The following is a 15,028-nucleotide window of genomic DNA, read 5'->3' as shown; positions in this document are numbered from 1 at the left end:
GTTTGAAGCGCTTTTTTGTTTTGGTGCAGCTTCAATGCTTAAGTTGGACACAACCTCATCGTACCCGCCCTTCAAGGCTACTTAAGTTACCAAATTTTATATTGTGACAGCCACACGTCGACGACATCGAACCGCAATATCTTTAATGTACAACGATTTGACCAAGCGACTCCCATGCCACAGACGCTTAGCAATGGCTGGTCGATGGTTCCGCCGACGGCGAAAACAGGTCCCCCACTCATTCCAGAAATTCCCTCTGGAAAATCAAGATTCATCGAAATTAGAGCGGAACTGTGAAGTTCACGCGAATTTATCGGAAACTCGAGAAAGCATGAGTCAATTCCTGAATCCACCAGCGTTCTGTCGAATGTTATCACGCGCTGATAAGGTTTGAGTTCTTGGGTGGTATAAGTCTTATTCCTTGACGCTGGAAAACCTGTGAAAGCAAAGAGGCCTAGGTCGAGAGGTGACCCAATTTCGTTAGCCGTCCAAAATTCAACGTGGGAGTATGTTGAAAAGGATTCAGATAACAAAGGAGCAACCGCGATATCAAGTTCTGGTTGCGCAAAAAATTCATATTTCAGTATGTCAATGAATTCCTTGCGCCCACGCGTGACAAGTATAGTACGTTGACCACGTTGATTGCTCGTGATCATGTCATCGAGCACGTGCTTTGCGGTCACAAAGAATGGAATCCCATCCTTTTCGTAGAAAAAACCAGTGCCAAACGCTTCCACTCGCGGCCCAGGTACAGTACGGACAACCATTGCAACAGAACGCCGCCTTTTATCAATAGCATCATCTATGTTCCCATACCAATGCTTTAACAAATCCTTAGCGGAATCAAGATGTGACTTTGGTACTGTCATGTTTTGCAAAAAGAACCTTCGCGGGCGGATGCGTCCAGCGCGGTATGTAAAGGCGCTCTTCTGTTATACATCTTCCATCTCAAAAAAATCTGTATCAACCGCCTTAACTTCATATGAATTTTTTGTTTGGACACCGACTCCATATTTGTACATAAGGTCAACAAGTCGAACACCGTCGATAAGAATGATCTTATGGTGAGCTTCTTTTGCCTTTTTCTTGGCGCTTTCAGTGAAGTCCGTCGTTGTCACGAAAATTCCCTTAGTCGTATCACCGCTCATCGCGCCAATGAAGTTTCTAATGTCGGTTTCTTGGACTTTGTTTTCCGTAAAACGTTTTGCTTGAATATAGATTTTTTCTAGCCCTAGCTTATCTTCATTCATTACACCATCAATTCCACCATCACGAGACTTTGACGTTTCAACATATTCACCATAGCCCATTTTATTAAGCAGAATCAGAACAACTTTTTCGAAAGCATATGGATCGTATTTTTTGAGTTTTTCAAGAAGCTCGTTCTTGACGTTTCGCTCAATCTGCTCAATTCCAGTATCGATTAGATCTTGAGGGCTTAAGGTTGAAACAGGTTTCTCGATCTGAGAATTTTCTGGCCTGTAGAAGTCGATCGCATCGGCATTCATCTTCTCCAAGGTGATGGATTCTCTATTGGCGGACTTCCCCTTTTCAGTAATCTGAACATGCCCTCGTTCAGGGTAATGAACCATTCCACCCTTTTTCAAATAAGATTTTCCCCAAGCGATTCGATTCTCAATTAAGCGCTCACCGCTCTTCGTAGTTTGATTCAATAACTCAGCAGGCAATTCCGAATAATATTTTTGCTCTACAAGTTCAATGAGTTTTCTACCTGTAATTATTTGCCCGTCATCGAGAATATCGAGAATTGGCAAAAAAGTGTCATTGAATTTTGGAAGATCCATTGTTTTCCCTTATGAGTCCGAACGACCCATTTCACTTTCAGTTAAAAGATGCAGGTCGTACGTTGTAGCTTTGATATTGTAGCCCGTAAGCGCGATTACACCGCGCTAATTGCACCAACCTTTCACACTAAACAATCTCCACCAATTCAGAATATCCACGCAAGATCGCATCCGCCGTCAAAAATCGAAGCGGCTCACTCATCGCCTGTGCGATCAAAATGCGATCAAAGGGATCTTTGTGTATCTCCGGCAGGCGCGCGACCGTGGCAGCGTGTGCTGCTGTGATGGGTAATTCTTGAAAACCACTTTTGCTAATTTCTGCCACGAGCTGATCGATGTCCACACTGAGCTTACCAATCGACGCCTTGATCGTGGCCTCCCAAATGCTCGCGCTGCTGACGTAAACCTCGGTCGCATCTTGAATTTGTTGACGGGCTTTCTCGCTCAGTTTTGGGCTGTCTAGTAACCACCAAAGATAGATATGGGTATCGATGAGTAATTTCATTAGTCGCCCTCAAATGCCGATTGAATTTCATTTGGCAGTGAGGCATCGAAGTCGTCTGCAATTTGCAATTTACCCTTCAGTGCGCCAGGTTGGCGAACTGTTTTTTTTGGGGTAATTGGAACCAACCTCGCAGCAGGTTTCCCTGCGCGCGCTATCACAATTTCGTCACCTTGAGAAACCGCTTCGACCAACTTTGAAAACTGTGTTTTTGCATCGTGAATATTGATGACTAGCATGGTTTTTATCCCTAAGTTCCGATAATTAGTCCATGTTAGTCCATATAAATTATTTAAGCAAGTAAAAATATGTGTAAATTCGAACAAGCCCAGATCATGTGCCTATCGTCCACACTAGCAAAATTCAAATTAAGCCTAGATAAGCATACGATTTTTATCGCTTGCAGCCATCATTGCGAAACGCTATAGAACCGAAAACTTTGCTATCCTAGCGCCCTTCAACAAATCGGCATTCTTGCCTACGATCGCGAACACGCATTTCATGGAAACCTATTATGGCCTCATTGCAAGATCAATTTTTAAAAGCAGGACTCGTCGATAAGAACAAGGCCAAGAAGCTGCACCAAGACAAGACTAAACAAAAGAAAGTCGAGCGTCGCACTGGCACCGAGAGTGTCGATGAAGCGCGTTTGGCTGCGCTTGAGGTGCAGCGCAAAAATGCGGAACGTGCGCGTGAATTGAATGCGCAACGTGATGCAGCCGCAGCACAAAAAGCGGTGTATGCGCAAATCGTGCAGATGGTGCAAGCCAATCGCCAAAGCAAAGGCAATGGCGACATCACTTATTACTACACGCATGGTACTAAGATCGACAAAATCTATGTATCGGCTGAAGTGCAAGGACACCTGACCGCAGGTCGACTCGTGATTGTGTGTATCGATGGAAAAGTAGAATTAGTGCCACGTGTGGTCGCCGACAAAATCGCTGAGCGCGACGAATCTTTGGTGGTGCGCGTGAAGAAAACATCGGATGAGCTTGATGCCGACGATCCTTATGCTGACTACAAAATTCCGGATGATTTTACGTGGTAGAAAGCTACTGCGTAATTCAACAACATCACTCAACAACATAATGTGAACTTGGTTCAAACCGAATAGCTGTTTGAGTCAATATTCAATACTGTTCTTTCTACATCGAGAATGTTTGTGTAGTGCGGGTGCAACCCGCGCCGCGTCAATATTGGTCATCGTTGATCGACTTATGAACCGCGCGGGTTGCACCCGCACTACACTTTTCCGACAATCACTAAAGTTCTCGGTGTTCTTAAATCATATCTAGCAAATGCCGTTCAATCTCAGCACGTCCTTCGGCACTGGTCATCGCTACAATCACATCGCCTGCACGCAATAAATATTGATCATCGGGGTTGAAGGTCCAATCGTTCCTAGCACGCACTGCGATCAAAATATAGTCTGGGCTACGCAGCCTTAATTTACCCATCGCAGTGGCAGGGAAATCAGATGGCGTCACGACCTCTTCAACCCGCAGATTCTTCTCAGACTTCAACATCTCATCTAAAAAACTGACCACATGCGGCCGAACCATTGCCGAGGCCATGCGCATGCCACCAGTGAAATCTGGGCTAATCACTTCATCGGCACCAGCCTTACGCATTTTTTCTACATTTCGCAGTTCATGCGCACGCGCGACAATACGTAATCTTGGATTTAACTGCTTGGCAGTAATGATGATCATCAGATTGCGTGAATCATCACCCGTGACGGCAAACAAACCACGTGCATCAACAATGTCTGCGTCAATGAGAAGATCGTCGTCCGAAGCATCGCCAGCCAGGTACAGCAGGTCAGGAAACTTATCTAAGTATTCGTCGAAGTTGTTTTGCTCAGGATCAATCGCTACAAACTGACGTCCGGTCTTTTGCAACTCGTGAGCCACGTTGCGTCCGACTCGCCCAAAGCCGCAAACAATAAAATGTTGCCGCAATTTTCTAATACGTTTTTCCATTCGTCGTCTCCGCAGAGAATAATCTAAATCTTTTTCAAGAAAAAATACCGTCAAGCTAGTAAATAGAAAGGTCAGCACACCCAAACCCGAAATACTCATTAACCCCGCAAACACTTTGGCACCAAACGAGGTGAGCGGCACGCCTTCACCATAACCAACTGTCGAGATCGTGATCAAGGTCATATAGATCGCGTTCTCCCAACTGCTTCGGTCACTAAAAAGATAAAAGCCTATCGTCCCAAACACAATCAAGGTCAGAAGAATCAGGGTCGCCCATCCAATGCGAGCGAGTATGCGCATGAGTTGCGCATTGTCACTCTCTGCCACTGACTGATGATTCGACACCGACGCCGGATTAATTTCTTCTGGAATTTGCATTGATAAGACCGTTTATTTTGCCAAGCAACATTGTAGCCTGCTGCAATTTTGCGTCATTGACATTCCTGCAGGCAAACGCAATTTTTGGTTTTTGAAAGCCAAATGCCGTAGTTTGGCCCAAGCTTGATTTAGATCAATTCTAGTCCAATAAGAGATGATGAAGAATGTACTCGCTCTCGCTAGTTGAGTGTGACGGTATGCGGAATAGACTCAATCATTGATCAAAAGCCACGCGCCCTCATCCATAGTCACTTACAAAGTTTGGTAGTGAATTTAATTGACTCGGCTTTACATTTCAATCGTCAAAGTCTAGTTAGCTCGACTGCGGCATCCCACATCCCATTTAGACAAAAATCGGCATAGATTTAAGTTGGAACTATGTTGGAAACTAAACTGAAAATCAGGTAAATACGGCCGCCTCGATCTCCGCAATATCAATTTTCTTTTGCTTCATCATCGCCGCCATCGCTTTGATTGAGATTGCTTTATCGGCGTGCATGGTTAGTTCAAGCAAGCGTTTAGGATAGATTTGCCACGACACGCCATAGCGATCTTTCAGCCAGCCACAGGCGGTTTCGTTACCACCGTTACTGGTGAGGGCGGCCCACAGTCGATCTGTTTCGGCTTGATCGTCTGTCGCGACAGCAATCGATACTGCCTCGCTCAAGGTGAACATGGGTCCAGCATCCAAAATTTGGTAAGGTACACCGCCGAGTATGAAATCGATTACGGCAAATTCGCCATATCCATTATCTCCAAGATAGCTACTCTCCACTTTGCTATTCGGAAGCAGCGAACAATAATACTGAGCTGCTTCCTGGCCGCGTCCATCGCGAAACCACAGACAGGTGCGAATTGAATTACTCATGGCCTACTCCTCAACAGTTCAAACGATTAACATGGAAATGCATTGCGTTTATTTCGCACACAGACAACTTAAGAACGATCATAAAGGATAGTCGCGAGAAGTTAAACACATCAGATTAACTCAATACCGTCAGCTTTAACTCTACAAAAAACTCCTTGACGCTCACCTTAAGCTTTACTATTATTAAACCACTCGGTTAATTAACCAATCAGTTCATTATGACAGATCCACTTAGCCAGACTTTTTCTGCTCTAGCAGACCCAACGCGACGTGCAATCTTGGCGCAGCTTTCTCGCGGTGATGCGACAGTGTCGGAATTAGCTCAACCATTTTTGAATGAGATGAGTTTGCCAGCTGTCACCAAGCACTTAAAAGTGTTAGAGAACGCTGGACTAATTACCAAGACCCGCGAGGCGCAAAGTCGGCCTTGCAAACTCAATGGCGAAGCCTTAAAAGTGGCAGCAGATTGGGTAGAGCAATATCGTATTTTTTGGGAACAAAGTTTTGATCGCCTTGATCTCTATCTACAAACCGTCACCGCTGAAAAGAAAGGTAAAAAAAATGTCCGCAAATCTAAAACCGCCAACGCAATCAATACAGCCAAAAGCAAATGAGATCCACCTTGTGCGTGTATATGACGCACCGGTCGAGATGGTGTGGGACGCATGGGTCGATCCTGCGCAAGCGGCGCAGTGGTGGGGGCCACGTGGATTTAGCTTGACGACGCATAGCAAAGATTTGCGCGTGGGCGGCACTTGGCGTTACACCATGCATGGACCAGACGGCACCGATTATCCAAACATCGCGACTTATCACGAAATTGAAAAGCATAAAAAACTCGTGTATGACCACGGTGCGACTGAGATTAGCCCACCTCTGTTTCGTGTGACGGTTTTATTCACCACCATCGGTAAAAAAACGCAGATGGAAATGACGATGGCATTAGCCAGTGCCGAAGCTGCGATTCAAACACGTCAATTTATCAAACAAGCGGGTGGCGAGGCGACGTGGGATCGTTTTGCTGAATACCTGGCGGAGCAGATCGAGCACAAAGAACGCTTCGTCATCAATCGCAGCTTCACCGCACCAATTGAATTGATGTATCAGATGTGGACCCAGCCGGAGCACTTCGGAAAATGGCTTCCTCCTACTGGATTTACGATGTCATTTATACGCGCTGATATTCGTGTTGGTGCTAGTTCGTTTTACAAAATGACGAATGGATCTCAGGAAAATAATGTCACGATGTATGGACGCGCTACTTACTTGGAAATGAATAAACCAAATCGTTTGGTTTACACCCAGCAGTTTTGCGATGCAGATGAAAACATCTCTCGTCATCCCATGGCACCCGCATGGCCAGAGACAATGTTAAGCACAGTCGAGTTCACAGAAGAAGGCGCAAATCAAACGCGTGTAACCGTCACCTGGGAACCCTACGGTGCAGTCACAGCGGAAGAATTACAAGCATTTATGAAAGAACGTGGTGGCATGACGATGGGTTGGACTGGTTCGTTTGATAAATTGGAAATGCAGTTGAATGCGCAACTAGAAACACAATAAGCAAATCTATTAGTAGCAGCTTCGAATGATTTCTAAAGAGTCCGATGGTTCAAGTGCAATAACTCAGGTGTGTATTGCGTGACGCTTATCACGCAAAGCTTCTAGGTCTAGTAACTAGCACAGCGAAGCGATTTTACTTTCTTGAACGCCCTCACCTCCGCCCCCTCCCACTTCCGTGAGAGGGCGTTTTATCCTGATTCTAAATGATTGTGCACATGCCTCAAACGCTTCAGTTTGTATGAATTCACCTTCACTCCAGCTTCACAATACATATCAAACGCATGTATCGATAAAGAACTAACAGCACCTACTTGTTGTAATTAGGTCTTTTAAAGTTCTCACTCTAGTAATTTCATGCACTGTCACAAAAACTGCACGTACAATCCAAGAGCAGTTTTTTCCCACTTTATAAAAATCGGAGACAACATGAAACAATCTGGCTTGATCAAATCGAGTATCGCGATACTGAGTTTGCTTGCAGCACAATTTGCAGTAGCCCAAAATTCCCCAGCCGGCTTATGGAAAACCATCGATGACAAAACTGGCAAAGTCAAATCTCTAGTGCGCATCAGCGAATCTGGTGGCGAGTTCCAAGGAAAAATCGAAAAACTATTCCGCGAAGCCGATCAAGATCAAAATCCAAAGTGCGACAAATGCGAAGGCAGCAATAAGGACCAACCCTTAATCGGATTGACCATACTGTTTAATATTAAAAAAGATGGTGATGAATTTGGCGGTGGCAAAATTTTGGACCCAGCCAATGGCAAGCTATACAGCAGCAAATTAAAACTCATCGACAGCAACAAAAAATTAGAGGTTCGTGGCTATATCGGTATGCCGATGTTTGGTCGTACCCAAACTTGGGTACGCGAAGAGTGATATTGATTGGTTTGTCAGCGCGAACACGTGCATGACAATCGACCTTGAAACCTCAGCTTCAAAACAATTGCACTGCTTAAGCGAATAACCAGTGCAATTTGTTTGCGAGACGAATACCACAAGAATTGCGTTGGTTTTGTGTACGCCCTGTTTCTCGCGTTTATTTAGAGATCGCTGTAATGAAGTTCAATTACACAGGTCTCGTCTTCAGTCCTCCTCCCTCCCAACCGCGACACTCCCCCAAAAAATTCAACGGGCTAAATCTGTTTTAGCGAAGCAAGCTTACCCCCGCTACAAGTTTAATTTCAGCCCAATCCCACTTCAATATATCTAAAAAGCTGCAAACACTCAGAAATTTCGACGCAGATTAAGAAAGTTAAACGAAGTTAGTGTAAGACCCTAGCTCGGTGATTGATAGCACCAGCGACCTGTGGTATTTTCCAAAGTTGAAATAGTCAAATAGATAATAATTATCTTTTTACAAAACGATGCTGGCTGAGCAGCTCAGTGTCAGGACTAGAGGAGTTACAACATCTCGAAGTCTATTTTGTAAAAATCACAGAACTATAAAAACATAGGGGGCCAGCTAGCTTGCATCAGACTGGTAAAAATAAGCAATACCAAGAAAACGATAATGAGCCCAAAAAAGAGCAAGACCCAGGGGGGGTCAATCAATGAACGTATAGGTCAAATCTATAGTTCTTTATCTAAATCACACAAAATCACCGCCGACTATGTTGTTGCAAACTCATTTAGAGCTGCCACGATGTCGATTGATGAACTGGCGGATGCGGTAGGTATTTCTAACGCAACCGCAAACCGCTTTGCCCGCGCCTTAGGGTTTGATGGTTATCCACAATTTCGCGCTGAACTGGTCTCCGGATTTGAGACCATGTTGGCACCGATCGAAGGCTTGCGTTCAGAAATCAGTATCGCGTCTAGCAGTTCTGAAGTGATTAACCGTTCCTTATCTGACGATATCAGCAATTTAGAAGCAACCCGCAGAGAATATCGCCTTGATTTATACGATCGCGCGGTTAAGATGATTTTAGAAGCCGAAAACATCTACATCGTTGGCTACGGAGCGAGCGCTTATTTGGGGGGCATCATGTGTCATGCACTGACAAATTATTGCAATAATGTGCAAGCGAATATTGGCACAGGCGGTCCAGCACAAGTTGCTCGCGCGCTGTATAAATTTACCGAACGTGATTTGGTAATTGCGATTTCGTTTCCGCGTTATTCGAGCGATGTCGTCACACTAGCTGGTCAAGCGAAGCGACGTGGCGTGCCCATTCTGGCGCTAACGGATCGGCCTGGATCACCAATCGCAAACATTTCTGATTTGACCTTATACACGCCAACCAAACCACAGTTTAATTCCGAAGGCATCGTGCTTTGTCTGATCGAAGCGATCTGTGCCGCGGTGGCGCATCAGTCAGAATCACCGGTTGATATCGCCGCAGAAACTACCGAATTGATGCTACCTTGGTTGCACCACGGCAAAAAATAGGTTGGACTTGATCTAAATCAGTTCTTGTTTTGGGATTCGCTCTATCATCACTTGGTAGTTACTTATTAAAGGAGCGTTTCCCATGCAAGTTGAACATCATCCATTGGCACTCGAATTTCCAGAATTCAAAGACACAATTCATACACTCAAATTAGCCAATGCACATTTTGCAAAGCTGTTTGACGAATACACAGATACCGACAAGGCGATCAATCGCGCAGAAAATGGTGTCGATCACTTAGGCGATGCGGCTTTAGAAACATTGAAAAAAGTACGCGTTCAACTGAAAGATCAGTTATTCCAATTGTTACAAGCGCATCCGGCTTAATTTAGAAAATACTGCTATTGCAGCTTGCATACAGTTCGTGCAAATAGTCACAAGGCTCTACGCTGAATGTATTTGATGCATTGATTTATTGAGTTTTAGTTTTAGTTTTAGTTTTAGTAAGGCAAGTTTAAAGCGAACTTGGAGTAAAACTCCGGTTCGCTTTTTTTTGCTTTGCTAAAACAATTCGTAAAACTACTTTGGACAAAGTTATTGACTGGATGCCTGCACACGCTTAGCGCGAAACACTTCTTCATCCGCGTAAAACGTCTCATCTTGTCCAGCCCACCAATCGGGCACGCCTAGCACTGGCAAAGGTGTGTAGTCGGCGGTCGTTAAGGCATGTGACTGCAATTGCTTACTCACCTGCGCATCCAATTGCCGTGCTTGTTGCGCAAAGCTTTGTGCGAAGAAATCAGGATCTACCCAAACCACCCATGCATGCGCTGTAATGCCTTTGTAGGGCTGCACTAACTTCTCCATCAAGGCATGTCCAAAACTCCAAACTTGCGCCACGCTTGCAAAATCATCGCGATGTTCGATGAATGCCTGTTGCCATTGATGTTCACGCAAACAACTTAACAGTCGATGTCCGCGCTCAGAATTTTCTAACACCAAGAGTGCTGCGTTTTCATCGAAAATCGTTGCCGCATCACGCGCTGGACCGCGTGATTTGCCGATACCAAGCGTTTCAATTTGCGCGGCTTGGAGTGCATTGAGTTGACGTTTGATTTGCGGAAAACTTAGCCACACCAAGGCATTAAAAAAATCATGCAAGTTTTCTCGCGTCGGCACTTTACCCGCCGCACTGATGTGGCTTTCGTAGGCAACACCTTCTGGCAATTCTTCCTGTGGAATAAACTGCAAAGGCAGATCACGATGATTGATTAAACCCACTGCCCGCGCTGCTTGGTTCAAAGCGACGCGCCAATCTTCCTGCGCCAGTATAGTTTCTGCAGCAGGAAGAATCGATGCTAACCAAGGTCGTGACCAATCAATGACGGAGTAGAACTTTGTCATCGACAATTACGCAGAGACTTTCCAGTTGATGGTCTCACCGCCATTCAGTGGTACTAAGCTGCCGTCGAGATAACTCAATTCATTTGGTAGCGTCCAGCTTTCGCGCTTTAATGTGATGCTGCCAGCATTACGTGGCAACTGATAAAAATCAGGGCCAAAGAAACTCGCAAAGCCTTCCAATTTATCCAAAGCCCCGACTTGATCGAAAGCCTGTGCATACAATTCCATCGCATGCAAAGCCGTGTAGCAACCAGCGCAACCACAAGCATGTTCTTTCACGCCTTTTGCATGTGGTGCAGAATCGGTACCGAGGAAGAATCGAGGATTGCCTGAGGTCGCTGCTTTCACCAAAGCTTGACGATGGGTTTCGCGCTTCAAAACAGGCAAGCAATAATAGTGCGGACGAATGCCGCCTTTGAAAATTTCATTGCGGTTGTATAGCAAATGATGCGCAGTGATCGTCGCTGCGATTGGACCGCTCGCTTCCGCGACATAAGCTGCGGCATCGCTAGTCGTGATGTGTTCAAACACCACTTTCAGTTCTGGCATATCGGCACGCAAAGGCTTCATCACAGTATCAATAAACACCGCTTCACGATCGAACAAATCGATCTCTGGACTTGTCACTTCACCATGTACCAAAAATGGCATACCAACTTCTTGCATGACTTCTAAAGTCTTGTAGCACTTACGCAAATCGGTCACACCCGCATCTGAATTGGTGGTCGCACCGGCTGGATATAACTTCACCGCATGCACAAAGCCGCTGTCTTTCGCACGACGAATTTCATCCGGCGGCGTGTTATCCGTCAAATATAAAGTCATCAAGGGTTCAAACGACATACCTTCTGGCAAAGCCGCCAAAATACGTTCACGATACGCACCTGCCAAGGCTGTGGTCGTCACAGGCGGTTTCAAGTTCGGCATCACAATCGCACGAGCAAATTGCGCTGCTGTGTGTGGCAAGACGGTTTTTAGAGCTTCACCATCGCGTAAATGTAGGTGCCAGTCGTCTGGGCGGGTGATGGTGAATTGTTGTGGTGCGCTAGTTGTCATAAAGGCTCGCAAAAATCGAAGAAGAGGCAATATTCGATGAACATCGCAATATGCGCTATTTTACCGTTTTGATGCCTTGCTGACGACTTTCTGTGGGGATCAAAGAATTATGGCAATACTAGCAAGCACGGGCTTAGGCCTAAAGTGGCCATACAATTTTGATCGATTTCAGCGGAATTTCCATCCTAACGAAAATTTAATCTGTAAGCCATCAATTCAATACTTTATCTGATGGAAAGCGCAGACTATCTCTTAGTAAGAAGCTCATCGGTAGAGCGTAATTTATTCCTGTCGTCGGCAAGGCTTGCATAAACCATTTTTCATACAGTTTATTAAGTTCACCTTCATTAATCATTTTAGCGATTTCTTTGTCGATCAATGCTTTTAAGGCGGGATCGTCTTTGGCAAACATGATGGTCTGTGCTTCGATGCCAATATTATTACCAAGGATTTTCCACTGTGACACATCTGCTACGCTGGCGCGCAATCCTGCCAAGACAACTTCTTCACTGACCATCGCATCAGCCTGTGCGTCTTGCAAGATCTCAAATGCAGCGCGCGAAGTACTGGCTTCAATGATTGTTAACTCGCTTAATCTTAATTGTGGTTGCTGGCGCAACAGACTCGATGCAAGACTACCGCGCACTACAACCACACGCTTCTGCGTTAAGTCTGTCCAATTTTTGATAGTCGAGTTGGCGGGTGTAAGTAGACGTGTTGCTGAAAAAAAGTAGGGAATCGAAAATGCCACTTGTTTGCGGCGTTCAGCCGTATTTGCTGTTGTACCACATTCAAAATCAGCACGTCCTTCTTGTATCGCAGAAAAGCGATTCGATGGATTCACGAGTAAATAGCTGAGCGCCATTTGCGGCATTTTCAATTCGCGTTTCATGCGCTCGACTACTTTACTGCAAATATCCATCGCATAGCCTATCGGCTTGCTGTCTTCCGATAAATAAGAGATAGGAATACTCGCTTCTCGATGCGCGACGATGATGGTTTTACGTTCTTTGATACGCGCCAAAGTATCGGCGGCATGAACTTGTGTAGCGAACAGCAGAGTAAAGCTAATGCATAAACACTTAAACACGGTCTTCCTTTTAGGCGGAAATATTTGCCGTGGTATTTTACACTTTGAGGAGTTCGTGTGTTGTGGAGGGATTGATTTAGCGTAGTGTGGCTTTCGGTCACCGTCAACTTTATGGGCAAAGCTTGTCGACCTTTGGCCGGGGGTGGCCCGGCATCCACTCACTTTTCTTGCCTCGCCAAGAAAAGTGAGCAAAAGAAGGTGACGCAGGCCTTACTGCACTTCAGGTTCCCAATTGTGCGTTACAAAAAATGAGTCGTCGGTTCACCGTAAACTTTTTTCTATCTGGTTTTACGAACCATTGAGCCAAGAGAAATTTGATTCTCGGGATGCAGAGCAAGGTGTCTCCCGCAGCAATATGTCAATATTGCGAGGACAGACAACGCCGCTATGCACCCGAAAATCGAATTTATCGCAGCGCTCAATTATGGGTACAAACCTCGCACTTCACGCGCTTGCAACACGCGAGTACAAGCAATAATAAACGCAGCAGTACGCAAGGAAACGTTTTTGTCTTCTGTCACATGCCACACGGAGTGGAAAGCTTCTTTCATGATACGAGTTAAGCGATTGTTGATTTCGTCTTCTGTCCAGAAATAGCTAGAGAAATCTTGCACCCATTCGAAGTAAGAGACCGTTACACCGCCAGCATTCGCAATGACGTCAGGTACTACTAAAACGCCACGATCACGCAAGATGTCGTCCGCTTCTGGCGTGGTCGGACCATTCGCGCCTTCAAGAATAATCTTGGCCGTAATATGGTTCGCATTTGCTTCTGTGATTTGTTGTTCCAAAGCGGCTGGAATCAAGATATCGCATTGCACTTTCCAGAATTCTTCGTTTGGCAAAACAGCCTCGGCACCTGGGAAGCCGGCCACACTGCCATTGGCTGCAACGTGATCGAGTAACTTCGGCACATCCAAACCATTTGAGTGGAAAATCGTACCGCCATGATCTTGTACTGCCACTACTTTGGAACCTGCTTCAGCGAATAAACGTGCGGCGATACCACCGACATTACCAAAGCCTTGCACTGCGATTTTTGCACTAGCAATTGTCACACCTTTTTTCGCAGCAGCTTCGCAACCAACCACGAACACACCGCGACCTGTCGCTTCGCGACGACCCAAACTACCACCTAGAGAAATTGGTTTACCAGTCACTACACCAGTCGCGGTACGACCTTCGTTCATGGAGTAAGTATCCATCATCCATGCCATGGTTTGTTCATTGGTGTTGACGTCTGGTGCCGGGATGTCTTTGTCTGGGCCAATGATGATGCCGATTTCAGAAGTGTAACGACGCGTCATACGCATCAATTCACCGCGTGACAAAGTTTTTGGATCAACACGGATACCGCCTTTTGCACCACCGTAAGGAACGTTGACTGCCGAGTTCTTAATTGTCATCCAAGCAGACAAAGCCATCACTTCCGACAAAGTCACATCTTGGTGGAAACGCACGCCACCTTTACCTGGGCCGCGAGAAGTATTGTGTTGTACGCGATAACCTTCAAAGTGCGCAATCGTGCCGTCATCACGTTCGATAGGGACGTCAACCACCAAAATACGCTTAGGACGTTTCAATGTTTCGACCCAACGCGACAAACTGCCGAGGTAAGGTGTAACACGATCAATTTGTTCCAGATATACATTCCATGGACCAGTCGCATGTGGGGTAAGGTAGGACGGGATTTGGTGATTACTAGACATGGTAAGTCTCGCTTTTCAGTAGATTAGATCTTGAAAGAATGAATAATTGTTTTGACCGAATGGTGTTCGTTTATACAAACCAAGCCGATCAAAGGCAGCGCATCTTAAGGCAAGACAGTTACCGGTCTCCAATGCTTTGTTTGCATTTATCTATGCACGATACGCATAGATATGTTTTTAGACATTTTCCATCAAAGCGATCGCAACTTAAATTACCAACCAACGACAAGCTGATTCTTAGAAAAATAGCGCAATGATCGAGCCTGAATAGCAGCGAGATAAAAGAAAAAAGCGACAGAAATAGGTTTTACGAATATTTGTGAATGGAGGGAATG

Annotated in this window: 16 protein-coding genes; 6 read left to right on the top strand and 10 right to left on the bottom strand. The window is 45.5% G+C overall.

What is annotated here, in order from left to right; all coding sequences use genetic code 11:
* Positions 1–86 precede the first annotated feature (86 nt).
* The 4 genes from IE103_RS16545 to IE103_RS16530 all read right to left on the bottom strand — a co-directional run bounded on the left by IE103_RS16545 (position 87) and on the right by IE103_RS16530 (position 2,546).
* On the bottom strand, positions 87–869 hold the full coding sequence (locus IE103_RS16545; RefSeq protein WP_189347285.1) for a trypsin-like peptidase domain-containing protein: 783 nt from the start codon (positions 867–869) through the stop codon (positions 87–89).
* A 63-nt stretch (positions 870–932) separates the two neighbouring features.
* Positions 933–1,805, bottom strand: a complete 873-nt coding sequence (locus IE103_RS16540) for a restriction endonuclease (protein WP_189347283.1) — start codon at positions 1,803–1,805, stop codon at positions 933–935.
* A 127-nt stretch (positions 1,806–1,932) separates the two neighbouring features.
* On the bottom strand, positions 1,933–2,310 hold the full coding sequence (locus tag IE103_RS16535) for a type II toxin-antitoxin system VapC family toxin (protein ID WP_189347281.1): 378 nt from the start codon (positions 2,308–2,310) through the stop codon (positions 1,933–1,935).
* Positions 2,310–2,546, bottom strand: a complete 237-nt coding sequence (locus IE103_RS16530) for a type II toxin-antitoxin system Phd/YefM family antitoxin (RefSeq protein WP_189347279.1) — start codon at positions 2,544–2,546, stop codon at positions 2,310–2,312. Before IE103_RS16530 ends, IE103_RS16535 begins: the two co-directional genes overlap by 1 nt.
* A 275-nt stretch (positions 2,547–2,821) precedes the next feature.
* Between IE103_RS16530 and IE103_RS16525 the strand changes: the two genes are divergently transcribed.
* Positions 2,822–3,358, top strand: a complete 537-nt coding sequence (locus IE103_RS16525) for a DUF2058 domain-containing protein (RefSeq protein ID WP_189347278.1) — start codon at positions 2,822–2,824, stop codon at positions 3,356–3,358.
* A 232-nt stretch (positions 3,359–3,590) separates the two neighbouring features.
* On the opposite strand, the gene IE103_RS16520 is transcribed toward IE103_RS16525, so the two are convergent.
* Both IE103_RS16520 and IE103_RS16515 read right to left on the bottom strand, forming a co-directional pair.
* Positions 3,591–4,670, bottom strand: a complete 1,080-nt coding sequence (locus IE103_RS16520; protein ID WP_189347276.1) for a potassium channel family protein — start codon at positions 4,668–4,670, stop codon at positions 3,591–3,593.
* 400 nt (positions 4,671–5,070) lie between these two features.
* Positions 5,071–5,538 carry a VOC family protein gene (locus IE103_RS16515; protein ID WP_189347274.1) on the bottom strand — a complete coding sequence of 156 codons (468 nt, stop codon included), beginning with the start codon at positions 5,536–5,538 and terminating at the stop codon, positions 5,071–5,073.
* Positions 5,539–5,756: 218 nt separating this feature from the next.
* Between IE103_RS16515 and IE103_RS16510 the strand changes: the two genes are divergently transcribed.
* From IE103_RS16510 to IE103_RS16490, 5 genes are all read left to right on the top strand, one after another.
* Positions 5,757–6,152 carry an ArsR/SmtB family transcription factor gene (locus tag IE103_RS16510; RefSeq protein ID WP_189347272.1) on the top strand — a complete coding sequence of 132 codons (396 nt, stop codon included), beginning with the start codon at positions 5,757–5,759 and terminating at the stop codon, positions 6,150–6,152.
* Complete coding sequence (locus IE103_RS16505; RefSeq protein ID WP_189347271.1) at positions 6,100–7,101, top strand: SRPBCC family protein; 1,002 nt, start codon at positions 6,100–6,102, stop codon at positions 7,099–7,101. The genes IE103_RS16510 and IE103_RS16505 overlap by 53 nt, the downstream gene beginning before the upstream one ends.
* Positions 7,102–7,527: 426 nt before the next feature.
* The gene (locus IE103_RS16500; RefSeq protein ID WP_189347270.1) at positions 7,528–7,980 is read left to right on the top strand and encodes a DUF2147 domain-containing protein; all 453 of its coding nucleotides are present in this window, start codon (positions 7,528–7,530) and stop codon (positions 7,978–7,980) included.
* Between the two features lie 634 nt (positions 7,981–8,614).
* Entirely contained in the window at positions 8,615–9,493 is an 879-nt protein-coding gene (locus IE103_RS16495) for a MurR/RpiR family transcriptional regulator (protein WP_189347269.1), read from the top strand.
* A gap of 82 nt (positions 9,494–9,575) precedes the next feature.
* A complete protein-coding gene (locus tag IE103_RS16490; protein WP_189347268.1) occupies positions 9,576–9,821 on the top strand; it encodes a YdcH family protein in 246 nt (81 codons plus the stop codon).
* A 207-nt stretch (positions 9,822–10,028) separates the two neighbouring features.
* Here IE103_RS16490 and IE103_RS16485 read toward each other — a convergent pair whose 3' ends face one another.
* The 4 genes from IE103_RS16485 to IE103_RS16470 all read right to left on the bottom strand — a co-directional run bounded on the left by IE103_RS16485 (position 10,029) and on the right by IE103_RS16470 (position 14,693).
* Positions 10,029–10,838, bottom strand: coding sequence for a DUF3025 domain-containing protein (locus tag IE103_RS16485; protein WP_189347267.1), 810 nt, complete (start codon positions 10,836–10,838; stop codon positions 10,029–10,031).
* A gap of 6 nt (positions 10,839–10,844) precedes the next feature.
* On the bottom strand, positions 10,845–11,894 hold the full coding sequence (gene pyrC / locus IE103_RS16480) for a dihydroorotase (protein WP_189347265.1): 1,050 nt from the start codon (positions 11,892–11,894) through the stop codon (positions 10,845–10,847).
* Between the two features lie 211 nt (positions 11,895–12,105).
* Entirely contained in the window at positions 12,106–12,984 is an 879-nt protein-coding gene (locus IE103_RS16475; protein WP_189347264.1) for an amino acid ABC transporter substrate-binding protein, read from the bottom strand.
* Between the two features lie 422 nt (positions 12,985–13,406).
* Positions 13,407–14,693, bottom strand: a complete 1,287-nt coding sequence (locus IE103_RS16470) for a Glu/Leu/Phe/Val family dehydrogenase (RefSeq protein ID WP_189347262.1) — start codon at positions 14,691–14,693, stop codon at positions 13,407–13,409.
* Positions 14,694–15,028: the final 335 nt, after the last annotated feature.

Origin of the sequence: Affinundibacterium macrobrachii, assembly GCF_014652415.1 — a bacterium.
GTDB classification, from domain to species: domain Bacteria; phylum Pseudomonadota; class Gammaproteobacteria; order Burkholderiales; family Burkholderiaceae_D; genus Undibacterium; species Undibacterium macrobrachii.
This window is presented reverse-complemented; position numbering and strand designations above follow the sequence as displayed.

Excerpts from the sequence above, each read along its gene's own strand:
- IE103_RS16545 (WP_189347285.1), bottom strand. The coding sequence starts at position 869 with ATGACAGTACCAAAGTCACATCTTGATTCCGCTAAGGATTTGTTAAAG.
- IE103_RS16540 (WP_189347283.1), bottom strand. The coding sequence starts at position 1,805 with ATGGATCTTCCAAAATTCAATGACACTTTTTTGCCAATTCTCGATATT.
- IE103_RS16535 (WP_189347281.1), bottom strand. The coding sequence starts at position 2,310 with ATGAAATTACTCATCGATACCCATATCTATCTTTGGTGGTTACTAGAC.
- IE103_RS16530 (WP_189347279.1), bottom strand. The coding sequence starts at position 2,546 with ATGCTAGTCATCAATATTCACGATGCAAAAACACAGTTTTCAAAGTTG.
- IE103_RS16525 (WP_189347278.1), top strand. The coding sequence starts at position 2,822 with ATGGCCTCATTGCAAGATCAATTTTTAAAAGCAGGACTCGTCGATAAG.
- IE103_RS16520 (WP_189347276.1), bottom strand. The coding sequence starts at position 4,670 with ATGCAAATTCCAGAAGAAATTAATCCGGCGTCGGTGTCGAATCATCAG.
- IE103_RS16515 (WP_189347274.1), bottom strand. The coding sequence starts at position 5,538 with ATGAGTAATTCAATTCGCACCTGTCTGTGGTTTCGCGATGGACGCGGC.
- IE103_RS16510 (WP_189347272.1), top strand. The coding sequence starts at position 5,757 with ATGACAGATCCACTTAGCCAGACTTTTTCTGCTCTAGCAGACCCAACG.
- IE103_RS16505 (WP_189347271.1), top strand. The coding sequence starts at position 6,100 with ATGTCCGCAAATCTAAAACCGCCAACGCAATCAATACAGCCAAAAGCA.
- IE103_RS16500 (WP_189347270.1), top strand. The coding sequence starts at position 7,528 with ATGAAACAATCTGGCTTGATCAAATCGAGTATCGCGATACTGAGTTTG.
- IE103_RS16495 (WP_189347269.1), top strand. The coding sequence starts at position 8,615 with ATGAGCCCAAAAAAGAGCAAGACCCAGGGGGGGTCAATCAATGAACGT.
- IE103_RS16490 (WP_189347268.1), top strand. The coding sequence starts at position 9,576 with ATGCAAGTTGAACATCATCCATTGGCACTCGAATTTCCAGAATTCAAA.
- IE103_RS16485 (WP_189347267.1), bottom strand. The coding sequence starts at position 10,838 with ATGACAAAGTTCTACTCCGTCATTGATTGGTCACGACCTTGGTTAGCA.
- pyrC (WP_189347265.1), bottom strand. The coding sequence starts at position 11,894 with ATGACAACTAGCGCACCACAACAATTCACCATCACCCGCCCAGACGAC.
- IE103_RS16470 (WP_189347262.1), bottom strand. The coding sequence starts at position 14,693 with ATGTCTAGTAATCACCAAATCCCGTCCTACCTTACCCCACATGCGACT.